Origin of the sequence: Cryptosporangium sp. NPDC048952, from assembly GCF_043197895.1 — a bacterium.
Lineage (GTDB): Bacteria > Actinomycetota > Actinomycetes > Mycobacteriales > Cryptosporangiaceae > Cryptosporangium.
Genome location: NZ_JBICTY010000004.1, coordinates 613,082 through 635,809, shown reverse-complemented (window position 1 = coordinate 635,809; position 22,728 = coordinate 613,082). Strand labels below are relative to the sequence as shown.

Sequence of the window (22,728 nt, the reverse complement as noted above, 5' to 3'; positions counted from 1 at the left end):
GGTCTCATCACCTTGCAAAGAATCTTGCGGATCGGAAAGGTGCGAGGGGTGGATGCACAGGACGTCGGACCGCGTCTGCGGGCGCTGCGGCGGGAGCGGCAGCTGACGCTCGCCCGGCTCGCCGCGGACACCGGGATCGCCGAGAGCACGCTGTCCCGCCTCGAGAACGGCCGCCTGCAGCCGACGTTGGCGCAGTTGTTGCCGCTGGCGAGGGTGTACGACATGGGCCTGGACGACCTCCTCGGGCTGACCCGGCCGCGCACCGCCGGGGTGATCCATCGGCACGGCGCGGTGTTCCTGCCCCTCAATCACCAGCGTGGGGGGATCCGCGCCTACAAGATGTTCTCCCCCGCCCGGGAGACGCTGACCGCACCCGATCCGCGCACCCATGATGGGTTCCAGTGGGTGCACGTGCTCACCGGTCGGTTGCGGTTCGTGCTCGGGAACGAGGACTTCGTGCTGAAGGGCGGCGAGTCCGCGGAGTACGACACGAGCGTTCCGCACTGGATGGGCCACGCCGACTACGCACCCGTCGAGGCACTCCTGATGTTCGGCCCCCAGGGCGAACGCACCCGCCTCCGCGCCCGCACCCGCGGCCTGGCTCCGCCGCCGTGACGACGATCGATACGGTTGCCCGCATGGCCATCGCTCGGGCGCCGCTGACCGTCATCGATTGTCCGGATCCTGCCGCGCTAGCCACCTTCTACGGCGCGATGCTGGATTGGGAGGTGGAGGCCTCCGAGGATCGGGCTTCGGCGTGCTCGGAGCAGGGCCAGTGCCTCTCCTTCCACCGGGTGGCCGACTACCAGCCGCCGACGTGGCCCGGTCCGGAGCGGCCCAAGCAGATGCACCTCGATGTGCTGGTCGATGATCTCGACGCTGCCGAGGCCGCGGTGATCGAGCTCGGTGCGAGCAAGCATCCCGTTCAGCCCGGTGCGTCGTACCGGGTCTTTCTCGACCCGGCGGGTCACCCTTTCTGTCTGTGCGCGAGCTGATCCGGATGAGCGCGGAGCAGCCCTGCGGCGGTTGGTCGATCTGAGCGGCCCGAGCACGACGCGGTTCTGCTGCACCGGCGGCACCGCCCAGCTCACCGTCGCAGCCGCCCACTGGCTAGCCGCCCAGGGCGCCACGCTCGTTGGCGCCGACGCCGATGCTGGACACGCCTTCGCCGCCGTCTGAGTTCGCCCGGCGATTGCCGCTCAGGCCGGCGTACTCTGCTCGGGTCCCGCCGAACTCGCCGGTGCCGCCGACTCGCTCGGCGCCGCGGAGGACACCGAGGCGCCTGGCGCCGCCGGGGCGTCCTCCGGGTTCGTTGCTCGCTCGACTCGGTTGCGGCCAGCGGACTTGGCTCGGTACATCGCCTCGTCCGCGCTGGCGGTCAGCACCATGGCGTCGACAGTGCCCTGGGCGGACGCGACGCCCAACGAGCCGGTGATCCACAGCGGGTCACCCGAGGGAAGCGCGACCGGGTGAGCGGCGAGCGTCACCCGCAGACGCTCGGCCATCGCGGCGGCGCCCTCCTCGTCGGTGTCCGGCAGCAGCCAGACGAACTCCTCCCCGCCGTAGCGGGCGACCACGTCGGAGTCGCGCGTGATGACTTGGAGCAGCGTCCCGACCTGGATCAACGCGGCGTCACCAGCCGGGTGACCGTACCGATCGTTGATCTGCTTGAAGTGATCCAGATCCAACACCACGAGGCTCAGCGGCCGCTTGTTGCGACGAGCCCGCACCACCTCGGTCGCCAACGACTGCTCGAAGTACCGCCGGTTCGACAACCCGGTCAAGGGATCGGTGATCGCCAGGCGCTGCTGCTCGGCCAACGCCTCGGCGAGCTGATCGGCCAGCCGCGTCCGCTCACGAACGACCAGCGCCAACCGCGTGAGCAGTCCGATCACCACCAGGCCGGCCACCAGCAGCGGCACCTGCACACCGGACGTCCGGGCGTCGACGACGACGAGTCCGATCACCGCGGCACCTGCCGCCACCAGCGACGGAAGCATCGTGACGTCCCGGCTCACCGGAAAGTGGACCCCGTCGGTCTCCGGCGAACGCAACGCGGTCAACGCACCGAGCGCCATCAACGCGACCGGCGCCAGGTAGAGGCTGGCCAGCCGCGGATCCCCCGGGTCGAACTGCCCACTGACCCCCGCGAACAGCGTCAGGCACCCACACGCCGCGGCGACCACGTGCGCCCACCCGACCAGCGTCAACGAAGCGGGAAGGCGCCGGCCACCGAACACACCCATCGGCACCAGGAACAGCACCGTCGCCAGGCCGCAGATCGGGTAGACGATCGCGGTGGTCCGGTCCGATGCGACGGTCGGGTCGAGCCCGGCGTGGACGAACAGCCGCCACCCCAACGCCCCGGCGCCAGCCGCGACGAGCACCAGGTCGAACCCGAGCCAGAACCGCCCCGAGCGGTGACCAGGATGAAGGGCGGTCAAGAACCCACCCACAGCGACGGCAGCCGCCGCGATGAAGAATGCGTCCGCGACCGGCGCGTACCCGCTCCACGTGGCCCAACCTCCAGCCGCGAGTGCCGTCGACAGCGCGAAGAGCAACCAGATCCGACTGGTGCCCTGCCGCGATCGACGACTTCTGGCGACGGCGAGCATAAGGCTGAAGGTCAGGATGAGACCGACGGACGAGAGCGCGTCGGCGAACGAGCACAGCATCGGCCGGTCCTGCGACACCAAGAACATGTGGGTGCCGACCAGCAGGATGCTGGTCGGCACCGCGCCGAGCAGGACCCGGTCGCCGCGGATCGCGCCGAGCGCGGTCAGCCGCCTGGCCGCTGCTCGACCGCTACCCGCGGTATCGCCTGGTCCCCGCATGTTCACACCCACCGTCGTCCGCTGATTCGGTCCCTGATGAACCATCGGAGCGGAGCGGGGAACGGCGAGGGTCGTTGTGTTGCTGATCGGTTTCGGCTCGGTTGGTGACTTACCGACCGCTCCATGTGACTCAGCGTAATGGCACATCGATCACCCCGCCGAGTGCGGGGTGATCGAAGGGACGTCAGACGGCGGCGGGCGCCTTGCGAACGGACTGCAGCGCGGTGCTCCACGCGACGGTCTGGTCGAGCACCGTCCCCAGCGTCGCCGCCAGGTAGTCGTTGGGCTTGAAAACGCTGAAGTTCTCGAACTCGGTGACGATCGAGATCGCGACCTGGGCGCGGACGTCGGCGATCTGCAGCTCGCCGAGGATCAGGCGCAGGTGCTCCGCGGCACGGGCGCCACCGACGCCGCCGTAGGAGACAATGCCGGCCGCCTTGTTGTTCCACTCGGCGTACAGGTAGTCGATGGCGTTCTTGAGCACGCCCGACGTGCTGTGGTTGTACTCCGGCGTCACGAAGATGTAGCCGTCGAACGAGGCGATCTTCTCCGCCCACGCCTTGGTGTGGTCGTTCTGGTACTGGCCGGCCGATGCGGGGATCGGCTCGTCGAGGTGCGGCAGCGGGAAGTCGCGCAGGTCCACCAGCTCGTACTCGGCGTCACCGCGCTGCGAGGCGACATCGAGGACCCACTTGGCCACCTGCTCGCCGTTCCGGTTGGGACGGGTACTGCCGAGGATGATCCCGATACGGGCCATGGGGGTGTCTCCCGAAGAGTGCGGATTACTTGCTGCGTCAAGCAAACTCCTAGATGCTTGTCGTGTCAAGCAGATAGGATGTGACCCATGACGCCTGAACCGCTCACCGCGGACGAGATCGCGTTCTGGCGTGCGCTCAACCGCGCGATGCTCGCGCTCCCCCGCGCGCTCGACGCCGATCTGCTCCGCTCGCAGCGGATGTCGATGAGCGAGTACTTCGTGCTGATGCTGTTGTCCGAGACGCCCGGTCGGCGGCTCCGCATGAGTGAGCTCGCGGCGAAGTGCACGCTGTCGCTGAGCGGGGTGTCGCGGATCGTCACGCGACTGGAGCGGTCGGACCTCGTCGTCCGCGAACGGGCCTGCGCGGACGGGCGCGGCTGGGACGCGGTGCTCACCGACGCGGGGTTCCGGCGCCTCGAGGAAGCCTGGCCGGATCACCTGGCGAGCGTCAGGCGCCACCTGTTCGACCACGCCGAGGGCCTGGACCTGCGGAGTGTCACCGCGGTCATGGAACGCTTCGCGACCGACGCCCCCGAGCCAACACCCTGCGACGAGGGCGAGTGCTGAGCGCCGCCCCGATGGCCGCCCGAGCGCTGCACGCTCCGTGCCGTCACAAGGGCACAGAACGTGCAGCGCTCAGCGACTAGGCCTTCGCCTGGGCGCTCGAACGCGCCGGGTTGGCCTGGTCGGCCGCCTTCGGATCGGTCTCCGACTGCTTGGCCCGCACGCCGGCCTCCACCCGGTCACCCACATTCTTGTCGACGTTGTGCCAGTACTCGAACGCCCGCGCCAGAATCGGCTCGCTGACACCGTTGAGCAGGTGACCGACGATGTTGTCGACGAGCCGGTCCCGCTCGGCGTCGTTCAGCACCTCCCGCACCATCGTCCCGGCCTGGCCCCAGTCGTCGTCCTCGGGGCGCAGCGTGTACGCGGTGCGCACCATCTCGCCGTCGGAATACCAGGTGCCGCCGTCGTCGGTCAGCCGCGGATCCGCCTTCGGACCGCCGTAGGAATTCGGTGCGTACACGGGATTCGATGCGTTCCTGATCCGCATCGCGCCGTCCTTCGAGTACGAGTGCACCTCGACGCGGGGCGAGTTCACCGGGATCTGCCGGTAGTTGACGCCCAGCCGCGCGCGGTGGGCGTCGGAGTAGCTGAAGCCCCGGGCCAGCAGCATCTTGTCGGGTGAGAGCCCGGTCCCGGCCACAATGTTGTTCGGCTCGAACGCGGCCTGCTCCATCTCGGCGTGGTAGTCACTCACGTTGCGATTGAGGGTGAGACGCCCGACCTCATGCAGCGGGTAATCGGCGTGCGGCCAGACCTTCGTGAGGTCGAACGGGTTGAAGCGATAGGTCTTGGCGTCCTCGAACGGCATGATCTGCATCTTCAGCGTCCAGCTCGGGAATTCGCCGTCCCGGATGTGCTCGAAGAGATCGCGCTGGTGGTAGTCGGTGTCGATGGCCGCCATCTGGTCGGCTTCGTCCTGGGTGAACGTCTCGACGCCCTGGTCGGTCTTGAAGTGGTACTTCACCCAGAACTTCTCCCCCTGGGCGTTGATCCACGAGTACGTGTGGCTCGAGTAGCCGTTCATGTGACGCCAGGTGCGCGGGATGCCCCGATCGCCCATCAGCCAGGTGACCTGGTGCGCGGACTCCGGCACCAGCGTCCAGAAGTCCCACTGCATGTCGTGGTCGCGCAGGTTGTTGTCGGCGCGGCGCTTCTGCGAGCGGATGAAGTGCTGGAACTTCATCGGGTCGCGCAGGAAGAACACCGGCGTGTTGTTGCCGACGATGTCGAGGTTGCCCTCGCTGGTGTAGAACTTCACGGCGAAGCCGCGGGGGTCCCGCCAGGTGTCGGGGCTTCCGCGCTCCCCCGCAACCGTCGAAAAGCGGATGACGACGTCGGTCTGCGCGCCGGGGGCGAACACGGCCGCGCGGGTGAACGGGGTGACGTCCTGGGTCACTTCGAACGTGCCGAATGCGCCGCCGCCCTTGGCGTGGGGCTGGCGCTCCGGGATGCGTTCGCGGTTGAAGTTCGCCATCTGCTCGATCAGGTAGTGATCCTGGAGCAGCAGCGGACCGTCGGGACCGACGGACAGGGAGTACTCGTCGCTGGCGACGGGGTTACCCGCGTCGGTCGTGGTCGGTGGACGCTGGGGAGCAGTCATGCACTACGTGGTGGCCGTTTCTGGAACGGATCAAACGAACGACCGGGTCCGTTTTACGGCTTTATCGATACGCTTCCGTCCCTCCGGACCCGGACCCCCAGGCGCGCGGAGGCGTCCCGGAGACCGGCGTACATCACGTCGGCAGTGTCGCCGTGCTCGCCCGCAACCGCGTCGTACGCCGCCGCGTAGCGCTCCACCTCGTCAGCCGTCGCCAGCGCGGCCGCGGATCGCAGGAGGAGGTGGCCCGCGTAGGGGACGGCACGCACACCCTGACCGGCCGCGGTCAGCAGGGCCTGCGCCGTCTCGAGCGCGGTCAGCGCCTGCCCGGTAGCGAGCGTGAACGGGACCGCGTCGTAGCGCGGCCCGGTCGGTGGATCGAGGGTCATCGCCGCCAAGGCCCTGGGCGGGTCGAGGTACAGCAGCCCGCTGACGAAGTGCACGTCACCGCGGTCGATGCTCTCGACGGCCCGCAGCGCGCGCTCGGGAGCGAACCGCGCGAACAGCGGCAGGATCCGTCGCCAGACCTCCTGGTCGTAGACGGCCAGGCCGACGCGGATGTCGCTCCGCCGCGAGACCACAGCGGTCTCGAACTCGGCCAGCCGGGACGGGATCCCGTGGGCGGCGAGCGTCGCCGCGAATCCGAGCCGGCCGAGCGAGCCGGGCGGATACACCTCGGCGAGCTGCTCGAGCTGCCGCACCTCCACCTCCGCGGAGTCCAGGCACGCGGAGACCGACCAGGCCACGGTGTCGTCCAGCGCCGGATCGGCGGCCAGTTCCAGGAGGCGCGCGGTGATCTCCGGCCCCGGCGGCGCGGCGGCGTAGTAGGAGGCAAGCGCCCAGCTCAGCGCGAACGCACCCTGGCTGTCGGTCGCCCCGGGAGCCAGCGCGGGCAGGAGGTGCGCGGCGCCGCGCCCGCCGGTCGCCTCGAGGTACCGCAGCGCGAGCCGACCACCCGAGATGCTCGTGACGTCCTTCTCCTCGACGAGCAGCCCCGCGACGGCGTCCGCGTTCGATTCGTCGCGCCGGAGCAGGTCGTCGACGCTCACGACGGCCCGGCTCACGCTCATCCGGACCAGCCGACGGAAGTACCGCAGATCGCCGGTCAGCCGCACGAGCGCAGCGGTGGCCGCGGCGGTCGTCGTCGCGGTGGCGCCGTCCAGCGCCGTGGCCGCATCGGAGATCTCGCGGAGCTTCGGCACCGCCTCCTGGCATCGCAGCTGCCCGAGCGCGGTGATGATCGGACCGACGAGCTCCGCCGGCAGGTGACGACTCAGCAGGGTCGCGTAGAGGCGCCGACCGGCGTTCGGGCTCGCGCTCCCGCCGAGCGCTTCGACGACGGCCAGCCGGGCCGGCACTGCGACCCCGCTGTCGGTCAGGAGCGCCACGAGCCGCTCGAGAACACTGGAGGAGGCGCTCAGCGCGCTGAGACGACGAGCCGCCGCCGCGCGATCGAGGCCGCGGGAACCCCGGGTGAGGAGCGCGAAGAGATCGTCGACCACCGCGCCGTGCAGGGCCCGGTCGCTGATCCGGGGTGAGGTCTCCAGGCAGCGAGCGGCCAGCAGGAGGTCGGAGGAGAACAGATCGTCCTCGTCGGCGCGGATGCCGGTGAGGAGCGGGCCGGCGTCGGCGGTGCGGCCGGCGAAGAGCAGTACGACCTCCTCCCACCAGGGGTCGTGCCGGTGGCGCACCAGCTCGTCGACGCCGTCCTGCCCGGTCGCGAGCAGCGCGGTCGCCGCGAAGTACTCCTGCAGCGTGAGGTGCAGGAAGCCGTACCACCCGTAGGCCTGTGCCTTCAGGAGCCCGTGCTGCGTCGCGATCTCGTCGAGGATCGCCGGCGCGTCGGTCGGATCCAGGTCGACGGTCGGCAGGAACGCCGCGATCCGCCGCACGAGGTCGTCCTGCGCGAAGTACCGCATCCCCGCACGGTGGTACTCGATCGCGAGGTGCTCGAGCAGCTCGTGTGCGCGGCCGGTGGAAAGTCGCCCGGGCCGCTTGATCTGCCGGTGGCTGTCCCAGGCGTGGAGTAGCACCTCCGCGCATCGGCGGTACAGCTCGACGCGGCGTTCCGGCAGCTCCAGATCGGTCTCGCACACGATCGCGATCAGGCTGAGCAGGAGCGGGTTCGCGGCCAGCGCGCGCAGCTGTGGTTTCGCGTTCAGTCGTTCGCGGAGCCTGCGTCCGGTGTCCGGGTCCTCGGCGAACCACCCGGTGAGGAATTCGGTGATCTGTTCCTCGCCGAAGTCGAGCACGTCGACGTTCCGGAACGCCGGTAAGCCCTCCTTCCAGCCGTGCCTCCGGCAGGAGACCGCGATCCGGATCGACGGGTACCGCGACGCCAGCGTGGAGATCCGGTCGGTGACCCGTCCGTACGTCGTGCCGACGGCCGTCGCGTCCTGGTCGTCGCCGAGGATTTCGTCGAGTCCGTCGAGGAACAGGACGACCGTGCCGTCCTTCAGTGCGGTATCGAGGTGCTCCTCCGACAGCGACAGTCCGTGGTCGCGCCGGAGGGCGTCGCGGAGGTAGGACGCCAGGTCGTCGGTGCTGCTGTCGGCGTAACGGCGCAGCTCCACGTAGATCGGAAGCGCCGGGGACCCGTCGGCGTGTTCGACGGCCAGCTCCACGGCGAGGTGCCGGAGCATCGTGGTCTTCCCGGCGCCCGGATCGCCGAGCACGACGATGCGGCGGTAGCGGTGGAGCGCGTCGCGCGGTTCCAGCGATGCCGACGACGTGCCGTGGCGGATGCCCGGCTCCGTATCGGGCTCTCGGTAGCTGAGCACTCGCTGCTCGCGCACCCGCACCGTGACGTAGAGGCGGCGGAGGTCGAGCGGCCGGGTCATCGTCAGGATCTTGAGCTGGGAGAGCGTCGTGACGAGATCTCGGCAGTAGTCCCGTTGGTCGACGGCCTTCGCGGCCCGGTGATCCGCGGCCTCCAGCTCCGATGCTGCCCGGCGATCGGCTTCCTCCGCGTCGACGCGGGCCCGCTCGGCGTCTTCGCGGGCACGTGCCGCTTCGGCCTTCTGCCGTTCCCACTCGTGCTTCCGGCGTTCGAGTTCGAGCTTCTCCCGCTCGATCCGCCGGCTGCGGGACGCGATCCAGAGCGCACCGCAGGCGGTGACGAGCACGCCGATCAGCGCCAGGAGCGGTGCCGCGTACGCAGCCGACATCACGCCCCCTCACCCGCTCCGCTGTGGACCTCCCCCAGCGGTGACCGACAGGCTAGCCCCGCCCGGCGACAGTTCCGCCCCGGAACAGCCTTCGGCCGGGCAGACGACGTCGTCTGCCCGGCCGACGAGCGAATCAGTGAGCTGCGACGACCTCGGGCTCGTCCTCGACGGCGGGTGCCGGGGTGCCGGCAGCCGTGGCGGCCGGCTTCGGGATGAAGACCGCGATCGCGGCGGCCACTACCGCGGCGCCGACCGCGATCCACAGCACCACGCGGAACCCGGTCTGCGACGGCACCGTCGCCGGGCCGAACGCGACAGTCATGTTCGCGAGGATCGCGCCACCCACAGCACTGGCCACCGACGTACCCAGCGACCGCATCAGCGTGTTCAGGCTGTTCGCAGCCGCGGTCTCGGTGACCGGCACCGACGCCATGACCAGCGCGGGCATCGACCCGTACGCGAACCCGATACCGGCACCGATGATGCAGGTCGAAATCACGAGCTGCCAGATCTCGTCCATGAACACCGCACCGAACGCGTACCCGAGCCCGACGATCAGCGCTCCGATGATCAGCGTCAGCTTGAAGCCGCGAGCACGGGCGATCGTCGCCGCGAGCGGAGCGGCGACCAGCATCACCAGACCGGACGGGGCCATGACCAGACCGGCCGCCAGCATGCTCTGCCCCAGCCCGTACCCCGTGACGACAGGCAGCTGCAGCAGCGTCGGAATCACCAGCGACATCGAGAACATCGAGAAGCCGATCGCGATCGACGACGCGTTGGTCAGCAGCAGTCGAGGCTGCGCGGTGATCCGCAGGTCGACCAGCGGCTCACGGGTCCGCAGCTCCCACCAGCCCCAGGTAGCCAGCACCACGACCGCAACCGCGAACAGGCCGAGCGTCCGCCCGCTGGTCCATCCCCAGTCGCTGCCCTTGGAGATCGCGAGCAGCAGCGACACCAGCGCGACGGAAAGCCCCACCGCGCCGGGGAAGTCGAACCGGCCACCCGTGCGAACGGTGGAGTGCGGCACGATCGCAACGACCAGGGCAGCCACGACCGCACCGAGCCCCGCGGACACCCAGAAGAGCACGTGCCAGTTGAAGTTGTCGGCGAGCAGCGCCGACAACGGCAGGCCGAGCGCACCACCGATACCGAGCGACGCGCTCATCAGCGCGGTCGACGAGCCGAGCTTCTCCGGCGGCACCGTGTCACGCATGAGGCTGATGCCGAGCGGGATGACACCCGCCGCCGCACCCTGCAGGAGGCGCCCGACGATCATCGGCGTGAGGCTGTCGCTGAGCGCGCCGACCACCGAACCGACGACCATCATCCCGAGGCTGAACAGCAGCAGGTGCCGCTTGCCGAACATGTCACCCAGCCGGCCGACGACCGGCGTGGCGACCGCGGCGGCGAGCAGCGTCGCGGTGATCGCCCACGCCGCGTCGCTCGGCGCCGCGTGCAGCAGCGTCGGCAGCTCCGGGATGAGCGGAATGATCAGTGTCTGCATCAGAGACACCGCGATGCCGCCCAGTGCGAGGACGGCGACGATCAGGTTCGTCCGCGGTGCGGGCGCTGTCGTTGTCACGGGAAGCCTTCGGCTCGGAGAAGAAGTTAAAGCAGTTGCTTGACTTCACTCCATGGAATCGGTTGTCTGATGCAAAGGTCAAGTTGATTGGCGGTGCTGTGAGTCACAACGAGGTGCGACGCTCCGAAGCCACCCGGGACGCGATTTTGAGCACGGCCGAGCGGCTGTTCGCCGAACGTGGGCTGAACAACGTCTCGAACCGCCAGGTCAGCGAGGCTGCGGGGCAGGGCAACAACGCGGCGGTCTCCTACCACTTCGGCACGAAGACCGACCTCGTGCGGGCGATCATCCGCCGGTCCAACGGGCCCATCTCCGAGCGTCGGCAGGCTCTCGTGGAGCGCGTCGCCGGGTCGGTCGCACCCCGCGACTGGATCTCGTGTTGGGTACTCCCCGTAGTCGACTACTTCGAGGAGATCGGCGCCCCGACGTGGCACGCGCGCTTCGGCGCCCAGGTCGACGCCGAGCCGGCGTTCCGGGAGATCGTCGTGCAGGAGGCGCTCACCGACCCCGCGCTCGACGTCATCCTCGAAGGCCTGAACCGCTGCCTGCCGCCGCTGCCCGCAGACGTGCGGATCGCACGCAATTACATGACCCGCCAGTTGATCGTCTCCACGCTGGCGGAGTGCGAGCGCGTCCTCGCCGAGGGACGCGACACTCCATGGCCCAGAGCCGCCAACACCCTGATCGACGCCCTGGTCGGCCTCTGGCTCGCCCCCGTGACCCGCGTCGAGGACTGAGCCGGTCAGCGGGACGTCGAGGCAGGCACGCTCAGTGCGAGCAGGGCCGTGTCGTCATCGACGCCCGCGCCGAACCCGTCCAGCAGTGTGGTCACGGCGGCGACAGCCTCGGTAGCGGTGGTGGGGGCCAGCGAAGTCGCGAAGCCGAGCAGCGCGTCCTCGCCGTAGCGGCGGGAATCGGCCCGCCGGGAACGGGCCTCGGTCAGGCCGTCGGTGTAGAGCAGCAGAGTGTCCCCGGGCTCCAGCCGAACTGTCGCGGTGACGATCCGCGGGGCATCGAACACACCCATCAGCTGGCCGCCCGGGGTGTCGAGGGTCGCCGCGGTGCCGTCAGCACGCATCATCACCGCCGGCGGGTGCCCGCCGGCAGCCAGCGTGAGCAGGAAGGCGCCGTCGGTGCCGGCCGGCGTGAGGACGCCGAACACCACCGTGCAGAACCTGGGTGTCCTGCCCTGTTGTTCCTGGAGTAGCACCGTGTTGAGGTTGCGCAGCACCACCGCCGGATCGCTGTCGTAGACCGCAGCGGCCCGCAGCGTGTACCGGGCCAGCGAGGTGATCGCCGCTGCCTCTGCGCCTTTTCCGCACACGTCCCCGAGGAAGAGCCCCCAGGCCCCTTCGCGAAGCGCGAAGAGGTCGTAGAAATCGCCACCGACTTCGTCGACCGAAGCCGCGTGATAGGCAGCGGCGACGTCCAGGCCGGGAACCGGCAGCAGCCGGGGCGGCAGCAGAGTCTTCTGCAAGGTTCGGGCCAGTTCCGCCAACCGCACCCGCTCGACTTCGACCGTCGCGGTCGCGGCCTGCGCTGCCGCCCGGGCGGCTTCGGCCTGCCGGCGCGCATCCTCCGCGGCCTGGCTCGCGCGCAGCAGCTCCGCCTCGTACGACCGACGCTCGCGCGCATCGACGATCGTCGTGCGGATCAGCAGCGGCTGTCCGTCGTCCCCGGCCTTCACCACCGAGGTGACGAACACCGGTAGGCGCGTGCCGTCGGCCGTCCTCATCTCCAAGGCGATGCCGTTGAGCTGCCCTTGCATCTGCAGCAGCGGCGCCAGATGGGTCTCGGAGTAGATCCGTCCGCCGACGGTGAGCAGATCGGCGAACCGACGATGTCCGACGAGCTCGTCGCGGCTGTACCCGAGCCAGCGCAGCAGTGTCGCATTGATCTTGGCGATCGTCCCGTCAAGCCTCGTCGAGAGATAGCCGCACGGAGCGTTGTCGTACAGGTCTTCCACGCTGTCCTCGAGCACGCCCGAGAGCCCGACCTGCTGATTGCCGTCGCCGCCCGTCATTCCGCGGGCCGCCCGTGTGTGGAACTCACGCCTCATCCTGTCATCCGGCTCGAGACCGCACTGTCGTCAGCACGTGGCGCGTTCGACCACGACGGCAGGTTCCGCGGGCAACGGGCCCGGATCCATGCCCAGCGCGTGGCGAGCCGCGCAACGTCCATAGGCGACGGCATCGACCCGCACGGTCGTGAGCGCCGGCGACCACAGCGCGGCGATCTCATTGTCGTCGAACCCGATCACGGCGAGATCGGCCGGCGCGGCCAGCCCGAGGTCACGCATCCCCGCCAACACGCGCAGCGCCACGTCGTCGTCGAAAGCAGCAAGAGCGGTCACCGTCGGATGGTCCGCGAGAGCCGAAACGTCTCGCACGAGCACGGGCTCCGGAAGGCCGTAGGCCGCCGCGGCGGTCCGCGCCTGCTCCCAGCGCAACGAGGCCAACCGCGCCACCCGCGGATCCGACGGCACCGCAAAAGCCAGAGCTACGTGCCCCCGCGACGCCAGATACGCGATCTGCGTCAACGTGTGCGCCGCGAGCCCCGCGATCCACCCGCCGTCGTGCGCATCGGGGTCCTCCCCCGCGTACAACCCGGCGAGGTCCAGGATCGCGCGCGGAGACGCTGCCGACGCCACCCGCCCCACCGAATCCCCGTAGTGCACCAGCAGCGAATGCCCCAGCCGGGCGAGCTCGGCGTCCAGCCCATCGATGAACCCGGACAGGCTCGTGCGCCGCGGCAGCCGCCCGACGTTCAGCACGACCAGCCGCGACGTCCCCTCGCGCAACGCCCGTGCGATCCCGTGCGGTACGTACCCGAGTTCCTCGGCCGCCCGCCGCACCCGCTCCCGGGTGGCTGCCGGGATCGTCTGCCCGCTCACCTCGTTGAGCACGAAGCTCACGGTCGCCGGCGAGACCCCGCTCCGCCGGGCGACATCTTTCATCGTGACCCTCACGTCGGCTACGGTACCGGTTACTAATTCGATTTAGCGGAGGTCCCATGACGCAGGTACCGCACGCCCCGATCGCGCACCGCTTCATCGGAAAGGTCGCCTTCGTCACCGGAGCCGCGCGTGGCCAGGGCCGCGCCGAAGCGCTGCGGTTAGCGGCCGAAGGCGCCGACATCATCGCGCTCGACATCTGCGAGGACCTGCCGACGACGACCTACGCCGGCTCGACGCCCGAGGACCTCGCCGAGACCGTCCGCCTCGTGGAGAAGCTCGACCGGCGGATCGTGGCCCGCCAGGCCGACATCCGCGACTTCGACGCCGTGCAGGCGACAGTCCAGGCCGGAGTCGCCGAGCTCGGGCGCCTCGACGTCGTCATCGCGAACGCCGGAATGACCAGCGCCGCCCGCGCCTGGGAGATCGACGCCGAGCACTGGAAGGCGACGATCGACATCAACCTGACCGGCGCCTTCCACACCGCCAAAGCCGCCATCCCGACGATGATCGAACAGGACAGCGGCGGCTCGATCACGTTCACCAGCTCGGTCGCCGGGCTCGTCGGGCTGCCGATGCTGGCCGACTACGTCGCCGCGAAACACGGCGTCACCGGCCTATCGAAGACCCTCGCGAACGAGCTCGCGCCCTACCGGATCCGGGTCAACTCCGTCCACCCGTTCGGCGTCGAGACCGGGCTGCAGATGACCGAGCTGCACCCGGTGCTCGACAGCAACCCCGCGCTGGGCACGCTCTACATGCCGAGCCTGCCCGACGGGATCAGTCAGGCCGACGACATCGCCGCCGCGGTCGCGTGGATCGCGTCCGACGAGGCGCGTCACGTCACCGGCATCCAGCTCCCGGTCGACCTCGGTCGCACCAACCGCTGACCGTCGCCTGCACGGGCAGCAGTTCCAGGCCTGAGCACCGCGAGCAGCCTGACCGCACCGCCTCTGAGAGGCGCGTCCGCATACCGACCGGTAGAATCTACGGCCGGGCCGTCGCTGGCCGGCGTCAAGCAACGGCGTTCTCGTGCATTCCTCCCACCGGAGCACAGAAGACCACCGTGTACTCATCTCCACCCTCCGAGGCGCAGCGCCTCGCTGACGAGCCGCTACGCCACAGTCAGCTGCTGCTCAGTGCCAGTGAGGCGCTCCAGGGCGCGATGACCGTCGACGACGTCATCCGCGCTGTCGCCGACCTGGTCAGTGGTGACCTCGTGCCCTCGCACGTCGGCATCATGCTGCTCGATCCGGTCGCGGGGCAGCTCAACCTGGTCACGACTGATCCGCTGCCGCCCGGCCCCGCCGAGCGGTGGGCCACCGTTCCGGTCGCCAGCGACCAGTCCGCGGCACGTGCCGTCCGCGAGCGGCGTCCGCTGTTCTTCCGGGACCGCGACGAATTCCGCGAGGCGTTCCCCGACCAGGCCGGCGACCTGGACGAGATCGGCTGGGAGGCGCTCGTCTGCGCACCGCTGATGGGTGGCGACGGGCCGCTGGGCACCCTTCGCTTCGCCTGGGCGGACCCCCAGCGCCTCGACGTCAGCGAACGCGCTGTCATCCTGTCGCTGGCCAGCTACGTCACCCAGGCCCTGGAACGCGCCAACCACCTGCACGACCGCATCACGGTGGCCGAGACCCTGCAGCGGGCGATGCTTCCGGTCCTGCCCGCCGTGGCGCCGTACGAACTGGCCGCGCACTACCAGCCGGCGCATCGCATCGACCAGGTCGGTGGCGACTGGTACGACGCGGTGTGCCTGCCCGACGGCCGCCTCGCGCTGGTCATCGGCGACGTCACGGGCCACGACATCGGCGCGGCCGCGAGCATGGGTGCGCTGCGCAACATGCTGCGTGCCTACCTGCTCGACGAGGGCATCAGCCCGTCCGGCGCGCTCAGCCGCCTGGACCTGGCCAACAACGCGCTCGGCGACCGCACGATGGCCACCGCATTCGTCGCGACCCTGGAACACGACGCGGACCAGGGCCTGGTGCTGCGCTGGTCCCCCGCCGGGCACCCGCCGCCGATCCTGCTCTGCCCAGACGGCCGCTCACTCCTGCTCAGCCCCACCGGCCTGATGCTCGGCGTCCGGCCTCACCTGCCTCGTCTCACGCACACCGAAGCGCTGCCCTCCGGGTCGACGCTGCTGCTCTACACCGACGGCCTCGTCGAGGTCCCGGGGACGGGCCTCGACGAGGGCATCGAACGGTTGCAGCGCTTCGTGGAGGACAACGGTGACCTGCCGCTCGACCGACTGCTCGACGCGCTGCTGACCGACCATCGCGGCTACGCCCATCACGACGACGTCGCCATGCTCGCCCTGCGCGTGCCCTGAGTCACTTGCCCAGCTGGCTGATCTTGTCCTTGAACAGCGTCGTCGCGGTGGCGATCTTGTTCGGTTGGCCCTTCAGCCACGCCTGCGCGAACTTCGACGCCTGCTCGTAGCCGACCTTGCCCGGCAGCGGCGGCTCGTCGGGGTTCACGTCGACGTCGACCAGCGCCGGGCCGTCGAACGCGAGGGCTTCGGCGATCGCGGTTCGGACGTCGGCGGGGTCTTTAACCTTCCGGCCGTAACCGCCGCAGGCCTCGGCCCAGGCGGCGAAGTTGCCCTCCGGGCGCTCGAACCGCACCCCGTGCTCGGGGTAGCCCAGGATCATCTGCTCCCAGAGGATCTGGCCGAGCGAGTTGTTGTTGTTGATGACGACCTTCACCGGCAGCCCGTACCGCGCCGCGGTGAGGAACTCGGCCATCAGCATCGCGAACCCGCCGTCACCGACGTACGCGATGACCTGTCGTCCCGGGTAGGCGTGCTGCAGCGCGATCGCGTACGGCAGGCCCGGCGCCATCGTCGCGAGGTTGCCCGACAGGTAGAACTGCCGGTCGCCGCGGATCGACCAGTGGCGGGCCGCCCACGTCGCGATCGTGCCGGAGTCACAGGTGAGGATCGCGTCGTCGGTCGCGAGCTCCGACAGCACCCCGACGGGGTACTGCGGGGCGATCGGCGTGCGCTCGGCGTTCTCCAGCGCGGCCATGTCCTCCCGCCAGGAGCCCATCATCTTCTGGTACTTCTGCAGGTGCGACCGGTCTTCGGTGCGCTGGATCAGCGGCAGCAGCGCCTTCAGCCCTTCGCGGGCGTCCCCGATCATCGGCACCTCGGTCGGCAGCCGGGCTCCCGCCCGCGTCGGGTCCGCTTCGATCTGGACGACGCGCACCGTGCCGGGTTCGGGCAGGTGCTTGGTGTACGGGAAATTCGTGCCGACCATCAGGAGCGTGTCGCAGTCCTCGATCAGTTCCTCGCCGGGCCTGGTGCCGAGCAGGCCGATGCCGCCGACCGCGAACTCGGAGTCGTCGGGGATGACGGCCTTGCCCGGCAGGGTCTTGATCACCGGGGCGCCGAGCGCGTCGGCTAGTGCGAGGACCTCGGCGCGGGCGTGCAGGGCGCCGGCCCCGGCGAGGATCGCGGGCTTGCTCGCGGCGTTGAGGACGGCGGCGGCCGCGGTGAGGTCCTCGTCGCGGGGGCGCCCGGGCGGCGGCAGGTACGTGGGTGCGCTCGCCGGCGGGTTCGCCATCGCGACCGACTGATACGGGTCCGCGTCCGCGTCGGCGACCTGGACGTCGTTCGGAATCGTCAGGTGCGCGACGCCACGGCGGGCGTAGGCGGTGCGGATCGCGTTGTCGACGACGCCCGGCAGCTGCGCGGGGTTGTTGACCACGAGGTTGTACTCGGCGACGTCGGTGAAGACCTGGTCGAGTGCGACCTCCTGCTGGTAGCCGCTGCCCAGCACGCTCGTCTCCTGCAGACCCGTGATGGCCAGCACCGGCGCGTGGTCCAGTTTGGCGTCGTACAGGCCGTTGAGCAGGTGCAGTCCGCCGGGGCCGGACGTGGCCAGGCAGACGCCGATCTTGCCGGTCGCCTTCGCGTGCGCGGTGGCCATGAACGCGGCGGCTTCCTCGTGGTGGACGAGGATGAACTTCACCCGGTCGGAGTGGCGGCGCAGGCCCTCCATGATGCCGTTGATGCCGTCGCCGGGAAGGCCGTAGACGGTGTCGACGCCCCACTCGGCGAGTCGCTCGATCAGTGCTTCCGCTGCGATGCGTCCCATGCATGCCGGGTACCGATCTGGTGCGGGGTGAAACATAGTGTGGGGGACGTGACAACGTTTGCGATCGTCGGTGCGGGTCCGGGTGTGGGTGCTGCGGTGGCGCGGCGGTTCGGGCGGGAAGGGTTCTCGATTGCGTTGATTTCGCGGAGTGGTTCTGGTGCTCTGACGGATGCCCTGGTCGCCGAGGGCTTCGCGGCGCAGGGCTTCGCCGCGGACGTTCGGGACCGTTCGGCGCTCGTCGCGGCTTTGGACGCGGCCGCCTTCGCGCTCGGTCCGATCGAGGTGCTGCAGTACAGCCCGATTCCGCAGCGGGAGTTCCTGCGTCCGGTGCTGGAGACGTCGCACGCCGACCTCGAGGCCGCCCTGGAGTTCTCGGTGCACGGGCCGGTGGCGGCTGTTCAGCAGGTGCTGCCGGGCATGCGGGAGCTGGGGCGCGGCACGGTGGCGCTGGTGAACGGCGGGTCGGCGGCCCGACCGAACGCGGCGGTGGCCGGGACGTCGGTGGCGTTCGCCGCCGAGAGCGCCTACGCCCAGATGCTGCACGGGGTTCTCGCCCCGGAAAACATCCACGTGACGCAGCTGATCGTCCCGGGCGCGATCCGCGAGGACGACCCGGTGACCAACGGCCCCGCGATCGCGGACCACATCTGGACGCTGCACTCGACCCGCGAGAGGTTCCGTCACTTCCACACGCCACTCCCCGATCCCTGAGAGAGGGGCACGCTGCTACTTCACCGTGGCGCCGGCGTCCACGGGGAGTGCCGTTCCGGTGAGGAAGCGACCGGCGTCCGAGGCCAGGTACATGAGCGCTTCGGTCACGTCGTCGACGTCGACCCACGGTGTCGGCAGCAGGTTCATCGGCGTCATCGTGGCGGCGTAGTCCTCGCGGGACAGGTCGGGACCGCCGAAGAGCGTCTTCAGCGCCGCGTTCTGGATCATCGGGGTGTCGACGTTCGTCGGGTGGATCGTGTTGACCCGGATGCGGTGTGGTGCGAGTTCTTTCGCCAGGCTGCGGGCGAGTCCGACCAGTGCGTGTTTCGCCGCCGAGTAATGGCTGAGGAAGCCGGTGCCCTTGAGGCCGGCGATCGAGCTCGTGAAGACGATCGAGCCGCCGTCGTTCTGCCGGACGAGGTGTGGGATCGCGGCCTGTGCGGTGAAGAACTGACCCGTCAGGTTGATGTCGATCATCGTGCGCCAGGTGTCTTCGGGGAGATCCACTGCTGCGCCGAAGCCGGCGATTCCGGCGTTGGCGCTGACGACGTCGACGCGCCCCAGTTGGGCGACGCCGTCGTCGACGGCGGTGATCACGCCGGCGCGGTCGCGGACGTCGACCACCGACGCGACGATCCGGCGGTCGTGCGCTTCTACTGCCCGGACGGTTTCGTCGAGGTCTTCGCGGGTCGCCCCGGGGTAGTTGACCGTTTCGATGTCCTGGCAGGCGTCGATCGCGATGACGTCGGCGCCTTCCTGGGCGAAGCGGATCGCGTGGTTGCGGCCCTGGCCGCGTGCCGCGCCCGTCACGAACAGGACTTTGCCCTCGAACCGTCCAACCACGACGTTGCTCCCTTCGCTGGGTGTCGGACGGGATCGTAGCGGGCCCGCTTCTAGCGCTGCTAGCAATTGTTTCGGTGCTCTGGTAGTGTCATTCTTGTTCCTAGCACTGCTAGAAGTGGAGTCGTCCGATGCTTACTGTGGTCGCCTACGGGCTTGCGATCGTTGTTGTCGCGCTGGTCGCTTTCATCGGCCTGCGGTTCCTGCTGGCTCCCGAAGCCGCGGCCGCCGGCTACGGCGTGCCGGCGACGCCTGGCGTGTACGTGACCGTCAAGGGTCAGCGTGACTTCGTGCTCGCGTTGATCGGAGGAGCACTGTTGGCGTTCTCCGATGCGGACGCCGTCGGGTGGTACATGCTCGCGGGCGCCATCATCCCGCTGACTGACACGCTCATCGTCTTACGCAACGGCGGTTCGAGGGCCACAGCCTTCGGCATCCACTTCGCCACCGCCGTAGTCCTCCTCGTCGACGCTGCCCTCTTGTTCTCCCTCTGAGAGGCCCATCCGAGCGGCCACCGGCTCCGAATACCTACGTGGCACACACCCAGGACCCCACCCCTGCCCCGCGCCCCCGACCGAGTCTCTTCCGCCGAGCCGCAACCGCGCTGACCAACGGCCGCCCCGAGTCCGGGCCCCTCACCCGCGACCAGTCCGATCACGCCCAGCCCTCCGAGCCCGCGCAGCAGGCGGCGCCCGCCGAGCAGAGCAGGCCGACCCAGGCTGCCGATCGAGCCAGCCAGAGCGAGCAGACAGCGCCGGGCGGCAGGGGTGAGGCGTCGTGGGGACGGGCGGTTGTGCCTGTTCGGGCTATCGGGGTCGCGGGTGACCAGACCCGCATCGCGCCCGCGGTGTTCGGAGCGCGGGAACTCGCCTGGTCGCCACACCCGGATCGATCGTTCGACCCCGGCGAACCCCCGGCCTCGCGCCCCGCGTAACGCACCCGACGGCCCGACGGCCCGACGGCCCGACGGCCCGACGGCTAGGCGGCCGAGCACCGCCGCGGCTACGCGCTCTGTACCACCCGGCCGCGACCAGCGGCCTTCGCGGCATACATCGCAGCGTCGGCGCGATGCAACCAACCCTCGGCGTCGTCACCCCGAGCCGCGGCAACCAACCCGATGCTGGCGCCCACCACAACCTCTTCCCCACCCGCCACCACCGGCTCGGCCAGCGCAACGAGGATCCGATCGGCCACCTGCCGAGCGTCCGCATCACTACTCTCCGGCAGGATCAGCGCAAACTCGTCCCCACCGAGCCGAGCCACGACATCCCCCTCCCGAACCACATCCCGCAGCCGATCCGCGACCGCGATCAGCACCGCGTCCCCCGCCTCGTGCCCGAACGCATCGTTCACCGGCTTGAACCCGTCGAGATCGACGTACAGCAGCGCAGTAGGCCCACTACCGTCCCGCAACGTCCGCTCCCATACGCTGTGGAACGAACGCCGATTGGCCAACCCGGTCAGCTGGTCGGTACGCGCCTGCGTCTCCGCGGTCTGCAGCGTCACCGACAACAGCCGCAACGTGCCATGAAGCCGCGTGATGACCAGCAAGAACAGCACCACGCACCCCAACACGATCACGGGAACGTCCAGCGGCGCCCCGCGCAACCACTGAATCGCCAACGCCGCCGGCGCCATCAAACTCGCGGCCGCCAGCGCAACCAGCCTCCCCCGACCGATCCGGAAATCGTCCACCGGAGGCGAGGCAGAGGACAGCGCAGTCATGCTCGGATGCAACGCGGCAGCACCGGCCAGCGCATGCAACGCGAACCAGCCGGCGTCCAGCGGATTACCAGCCAGGTAGGTCCCGGCCAGCTCCAGCAACAGGTAACCCACATCCGCCACGAGCTGCAGAAACACCCCGACGGTCAGGAACCAGAACGCCCGGGTCCGATCCCCTCCACCGAGCGTCAACCGCACCAGAATCCCGAGCGCGAGCACGTCGATCGCCGGATAGGCCAGCGACACCGCCTCCCCGAACCCGGTCAACCCACCGTCGTGGACGTACGGCGACATCAAAAAGATCCACGCCAGCATCGCCACACCGGTCGACAACACCAACGCGTCGATCAGACGGCCCTCGTCATGACCGGGGCTACGCGCCCGAGCCAACCCGGCGAGCGCGACGATCAACATCAGGTTCGACGGGATGTAGAACGCATCGGACACCGACGGGAACACGTCCCGCTGCTGGAACACCGTCTGGTACCAGTAGATGACGTCACCGGCGCCGTAGATCACCCGGCTGAGCGCCAGTACGTACCAGGACCACCGCACCGCCGGCCGGCGCCACGCGACGCCGACGACGATCGCAATCGCCGACGCGACCCCGAGCACCCCGCACACCGACATCTGCAGGCCCGGCCGCGGCACCACGTAGAAAAGGACGGTCGCGACGCCACACGCGCCGAGAAATCCCGCCGTGACGTGCCCCGGTGCTCGGCCGCCTCTCATCACCGATCAGATCGGCGTCAAAGCCCCCGGTCTTAGCTCCCCGACCACGACCAGTCCGGACTTTCCATCGTCCCGGTGGCCGTCACCTTCTCACTGCCGTCGCCGCCGATCTCGTCGTCGCCGATCGTGAACGGCGTGGAACCGTCGAGCCCGATCACCTGAATTTTGTAGGTCGCGTCGGCGTCTTCCACTGATTGCGTCACGCATTTGCCGGGCTGCGCCACCGGTGACTTCGCGTTCGTCTCCGTGAGCAGAACGTAGGCGGCGTAGTCCCCGGTCGCGCAGATTGCGAAGCCCGCGCTGGTAGGAGCCTTAGCCACCGCGCGGAAGCCCGTCAACTGAGCCCAGCCGATCGTGCCGGCCATAATGGTGACGGACAACACAGATAACGCGATCAGCAGCCACGATTTCTTTCGCACACCGCAATAGTCGCCGCGAATTCCGGCTCGACAACGAGACTGAACCGATGCCTATCGAATTGCCCGCGAACGCTTATCGGCTGGCAATTTCCGCAGGTTTTCCCAACGAACGGTCGGGTAGGACGCCGCGCCCCGGTCACTCGGCCTTGGGCGTCCACTCCGGATCGCGCCCCGAGAAAGCGATGACCCGATCGATCGTGGGGGCGCCGTCGGCAATCGGAATTTCGGGGCCGAACGCCATGCCTGGGCCGCGCCATTCAGGCCTGATGGTCGCCTGGTAGAAAGCGAGCGCCTGCGCGGCGGTCGCCTCGTCCGGGCGCCAGGGCCGGCCGACGGCGCGGGCCAGCTCCCACCCGTGGGTCACCACTTCGATCAGAAGCATGCCGACGACGACACTGCCGGGAAACGAACCGCCCAGATAAGGCACGTTCACGACGGTCGTCTCGACTCCGGCGTCCAAGGCGGTCCGCAGCGTCGCCGAGAGCCGCGCAACGACCGCTTCGAGGTCGTCGGGGCCCGAGTAAGCGTGCGGGTCGGCCCCGTTGTTGTCGGCCGTCGGGTTCCGGAAGGCCGCCTCGAAGTACGTCAGCCCGCCGGTCAGATGCCGGCGCAAGCCCAGTACGTCGAGCCCGTCCGAGGGAGTCGGGAGCGCGTACTGGTCAGGGGTGGTAGCGGCGGCCACCCGCTCGAGGTCGTCGAGCACGTCCAAAATCATTGCGGAATGGTACCGAGTCCCAACCCGCT

Annotated in this window: 21 protein-coding genes; 9 read left to right on the top strand and 12 right to left on the bottom strand. The window is 69.6% G+C overall.

Going from position 1 to position 22,728, the window contains the following annotated elements:
• The first annotated feature begins 48 nt into the window (after positions 1-48).
• From ACGFY5_RS25765 to ACGFY5_RS25755, 3 genes are read left to right on the top strand one after another with little or no spacing between them, the layout of a single operon-like run.
• Positions 49-615, top strand: a complete 567-nt coding sequence (locus tag ACGFY5_RS25765; protein ID WP_392723598.1) for a helix-turn-helix domain-containing protein — start codon at positions 49-51, stop codon at positions 613-615.
• A gap of 23 nt (positions 616-638) precedes the next feature.
• Positions 639-995 carry a VOC family protein gene (locus tag ACGFY5_RS25760; RefSeq protein ID WP_392723595.1) on the top strand — a complete coding sequence of 119 codons (357 nt, stop codon included), beginning with the start codon at positions 639-641 and terminating at the stop codon, positions 993-995.
• 31 nt (positions 996-1,026) lie between these two features.
• On the top strand, positions 1,027-1,179 hold the full coding sequence (locus ACGFY5_RS25755) for a hypothetical protein (RefSeq protein ID WP_392723593.1): 153 nt from the start codon (positions 1,027-1,029) through the stop codon (positions 1,177-1,179).
• A 20-nt stretch (positions 1,180-1,199) separates the two neighbouring features.
• Here ACGFY5_RS25755 and ACGFY5_RS25750 read toward each other — a convergent pair whose 3' ends face one another.
• Together ACGFY5_RS25750 and ACGFY5_RS25745 are read right to left on the bottom strand one after the other, a co-directional pair.
• Positions 1,200-2,834: a GGDEF domain-containing protein gene (locus ACGFY5_RS25750; protein ID WP_392723592.1), complete on the bottom strand. Its 1,635-nt coding sequence runs from the start codon at positions 2,832-2,834 to the stop codon at positions 1,200-1,202.
• 184 nt (positions 2,835-3,018) lie between these two features.
• Positions 3,019-3,591, bottom strand: a complete 573-nt coding sequence (locus ACGFY5_RS25745) for an NADPH-dependent FMN reductase (protein ID WP_392723590.1) — start codon at positions 3,589-3,591, stop codon at positions 3,019-3,021.
• 87 nt (positions 3,592-3,678) lie between these two features.
• Between ACGFY5_RS25745 and ACGFY5_RS25740 the strand changes: the two genes are divergently transcribed.
• Entirely contained in the window at positions 3,679-4,158 is a 480-nt protein-coding gene (locus ACGFY5_RS25740; RefSeq protein ID WP_392723588.1) for a MarR family winged helix-turn-helix transcriptional regulator, read from the top strand.
• Between the two features lie 76 nt (positions 4,159-4,234).
• Here ACGFY5_RS25740 and ACGFY5_RS25735 read toward each other — a convergent pair whose 3' ends face one another.
• From ACGFY5_RS25735 to ACGFY5_RS25725, 3 genes are all read right to left on the bottom strand, one after another.
• Positions 4,235-5,758: a catalase gene (locus tag ACGFY5_RS25735; RefSeq protein WP_392723586.1), complete on the bottom strand. Its 1,524-nt coding sequence runs from the start codon at positions 5,756-5,758 to the stop codon at positions 4,235-4,237.
• 53 nt (positions 5,759-5,811) lie between these two features.
• Positions 5,812-8,922, bottom strand: a complete 3,111-nt coding sequence (locus tag ACGFY5_RS25730) for an NACHT domain-containing protein (protein ID WP_392723584.1) — start codon at positions 8,920-8,922, stop codon at positions 5,812-5,814.
• A gap of 133 nt (positions 8,923-9,055) precedes the next feature.
• Positions 9,056-10,507, bottom strand: a complete 1,452-nt coding sequence (locus tag ACGFY5_RS25725; protein ID WP_392723583.1) for an MFS transporter — start codon at positions 10,505-10,507, stop codon at positions 9,056-9,058.
• 98 nt (positions 10,508-10,605) lie between these two features.
• Between ACGFY5_RS25725 and ACGFY5_RS25720 the strand changes: the two genes are divergently transcribed.
• Positions 10,606-11,244 (top strand): TetR/AcrR family transcriptional regulator, encoded by a 639-nt coding sequence (locus ACGFY5_RS25720; protein WP_392723582.1) that lies wholly within the window; start codon positions 10,606-10,608, stop codon positions 11,242-11,244.
• A 5-nt stretch (positions 11,245-11,249) separates the two neighbouring features.
• On the opposite strand, the gene ACGFY5_RS25715 is transcribed toward ACGFY5_RS25720, so the two are convergent.
• Both ACGFY5_RS25715 and ACGFY5_RS25710 read right to left on the bottom strand, forming a co-directional pair.
• The gene (locus ACGFY5_RS25715; RefSeq protein WP_392723916.1) at positions 11,250-12,530 is read right to left on the bottom strand and encodes a PP2C family protein-serine/threonine phosphatase; all 1,281 of its coding nucleotides are present in this window, start codon (positions 12,528-12,530) and stop codon (positions 11,250-11,252) included.
• 66 nt (positions 12,531-12,596) lie between these two features.
• Positions 12,597-13,475 (bottom strand): LacI family DNA-binding transcriptional regulator, encoded by an 879-nt coding sequence (locus tag ACGFY5_RS25710; protein WP_392723580.1) that lies wholly within the window; start codon positions 13,473-13,475, stop codon positions 12,597-12,599.
• Positions 13,476-13,519: 44 nt separating this feature from the next.
• Here ACGFY5_RS25710 and ACGFY5_RS25705 point away from each other — a divergent pair, with 44 nt between their 5' ends.
• Positions 13,520-14,350 carry a mycofactocin-coupled SDR family oxidoreductase gene (locus tag ACGFY5_RS25705; protein ID WP_392723579.1) on the top strand — a complete coding sequence of 277 codons (831 nt, stop codon included), beginning with the start codon at positions 13,520-13,522 and terminating at the stop codon, positions 14,348-14,350.
• A gap of 176 nt (positions 14,351-14,526) precedes the next feature.
• Positions 14,527-15,792 (top strand): PP2C family protein-serine/threonine phosphatase, encoded by a 1,266-nt coding sequence (locus ACGFY5_RS25700; RefSeq protein ID WP_392723577.1) that lies wholly within the window; start codon positions 14,527-14,529, stop codon positions 15,790-15,792.
• 1 nt (position 15,793) lies between these two features.
• Here the strand turns inward: ACGFY5_RS25700 and ACGFY5_RS25695 are convergent, their stop codons facing one another.
• A complete protein-coding gene (locus tag ACGFY5_RS25695) occupies positions 15,794-17,560 on the bottom strand; it encodes a thiamine pyrophosphate-dependent enzyme (RefSeq protein ID WP_392723575.1) in 1,767 nt (588 codons plus the stop codon).
• 48 nt (positions 17,561-17,608) lie between these two features.
• Here ACGFY5_RS25695 and ACGFY5_RS25690 point away from each other — a divergent pair, with 48 nt between their 5' ends.
• Entirely contained in the window at positions 17,609-18,271 is a 663-nt protein-coding gene (locus ACGFY5_RS25690) for an SDR family NAD(P)-dependent oxidoreductase (protein ID WP_392723573.1), read from the top strand.
• Positions 18,272-18,286: 15 nt separating this feature from the next.
• Here the strand turns inward: ACGFY5_RS25690 and ACGFY5_RS25685 are convergent, their stop codons facing one another.
• Complete coding sequence (locus ACGFY5_RS25685; RefSeq protein WP_392723571.1) at positions 18,287-19,114, bottom strand: mycofactocin-coupled SDR family oxidoreductase; 828 nt, start codon at positions 19,112-19,114, stop codon at positions 18,287-18,289.
• A 128-nt stretch (positions 19,115-19,242) separates the two neighbouring features.
• On the opposite strand from ACGFY5_RS25685, the gene ACGFY5_RS25680 reads away from it, so the two are divergent.
• Positions 19,243-19,605 (top strand): DUF4267 domain-containing protein, encoded by a 363-nt coding sequence (locus tag ACGFY5_RS25680; protein WP_392723570.1) that lies wholly within the window; start codon positions 19,243-19,245, stop codon positions 19,603-19,605.
• 508 nt (positions 19,606-20,113) lie between these two features.
• On the opposite strand, the gene ACGFY5_RS25675 is transcribed toward ACGFY5_RS25680, so the two are convergent.
• From ACGFY5_RS25675 to ACGFY5_RS25665, 3 genes are all read right to left on the bottom strand, one after another.
• Positions 20,114-21,565 (bottom strand): diguanylate cyclase domain-containing protein, encoded by a 1,452-nt coding sequence (locus tag ACGFY5_RS25675; RefSeq protein ID WP_392723568.1) that lies wholly within the window; start codon positions 21,563-21,565, stop codon positions 20,114-20,116.
• Positions 21,566-21,597: 32 nt separating this feature from the next.
• Positions 21,598-21,984 (bottom strand): hypothetical protein, encoded by a 387-nt coding sequence (locus tag ACGFY5_RS25670; protein ID WP_392723567.1) that lies wholly within the window; start codon positions 21,982-21,984, stop codon positions 21,598-21,600.
• Between the two features lie 136 nt (positions 21,985-22,120).
• Complete coding sequence (locus tag ACGFY5_RS25665; protein WP_392723566.1) at positions 22,121-22,699, bottom strand: TIGR03086 family metal-binding protein; 579 nt, start codon at positions 22,697-22,699, stop codon at positions 22,121-22,123.
• Positions 22,700-22,728: the final 29 nt, after the last annotated feature.

Bases quoted from the DNA above. Each gene is read 5' to 3' on its own strand.
- ACGFY5_RS25760 (WP_392723595.1), top strand. From the start codon at position 639: ATGGCCATCGCTCGGGCGCCGCTGACCGTCATCGATTGTCCGGATCCT.
- ACGFY5_RS25750 (WP_392723592.1), bottom strand. From the start codon at position 2,834: ATGCGGGGACCAGGCGATACCGCGGGTAGCGGTCGAGCAGCGGCCAGG.
- ACGFY5_RS25745 (WP_392723590.1), bottom strand. From the start codon at position 3,591: ATGGCCCGTATCGGGATCATCCTCGGCAGTACCCGTCCCAACCGGAAC.
- ACGFY5_RS25740 (WP_392723588.1), top strand. From the start codon at position 3,679: ATGACGCCTGAACCGCTCACCGCGGACGAGATCGCGTTCTGGCGTGCG.
- ACGFY5_RS25735 (WP_392723586.1), bottom strand. From the start codon at position 5,758: ATGACTGCTCCCCAGCGTCCACCGACCACGACCGACGCGGGTAACCCC.
- ACGFY5_RS25730 (WP_392723584.1), bottom strand. From the start codon at position 8,922: ATGTCGGCTGCGTACGCGGCACCGCTCCTGGCGCTGATCGGCGTGCTC.
- ACGFY5_RS25715 (WP_392723916.1), bottom strand. From the start codon at position 12,530: ATGACGGGCGGCGACGGCAATCAGCAGGTCGGGCTCTCGGGCGTGCTC.
- ACGFY5_RS25705 (WP_392723579.1), top strand. From the start codon at position 13,520: ATGACGCAGGTACCGCACGCCCCGATCGCGCACCGCTTCATCGGAAAG.
- ACGFY5_RS25695 (WP_392723575.1), bottom strand. From the start codon at position 17,560: ATGGGACGCATCGCAGCGGAAGCACTGATCGAGCGACTCGCCGAGTGG.
- ACGFY5_RS25680 (WP_392723570.1), top strand. From the start codon at position 19,243: ATGCTTACTGTGGTCGCCTACGGGCTTGCGATCGTTGTTGTCGCGCTG.
- ACGFY5_RS25675 (WP_392723568.1), bottom strand. From the start codon at position 21,565: ATGAGAGGCGGCCGAGCACCGGGGCACGTCACGGCGGGATTTCTCGGC.
- ACGFY5_RS25665 (WP_392723566.1), bottom strand. From the start codon at position 22,699: ATGATTTTGGACGTGCTCGACGACCTCGAGCGGGTGGCCGCCGCTACC.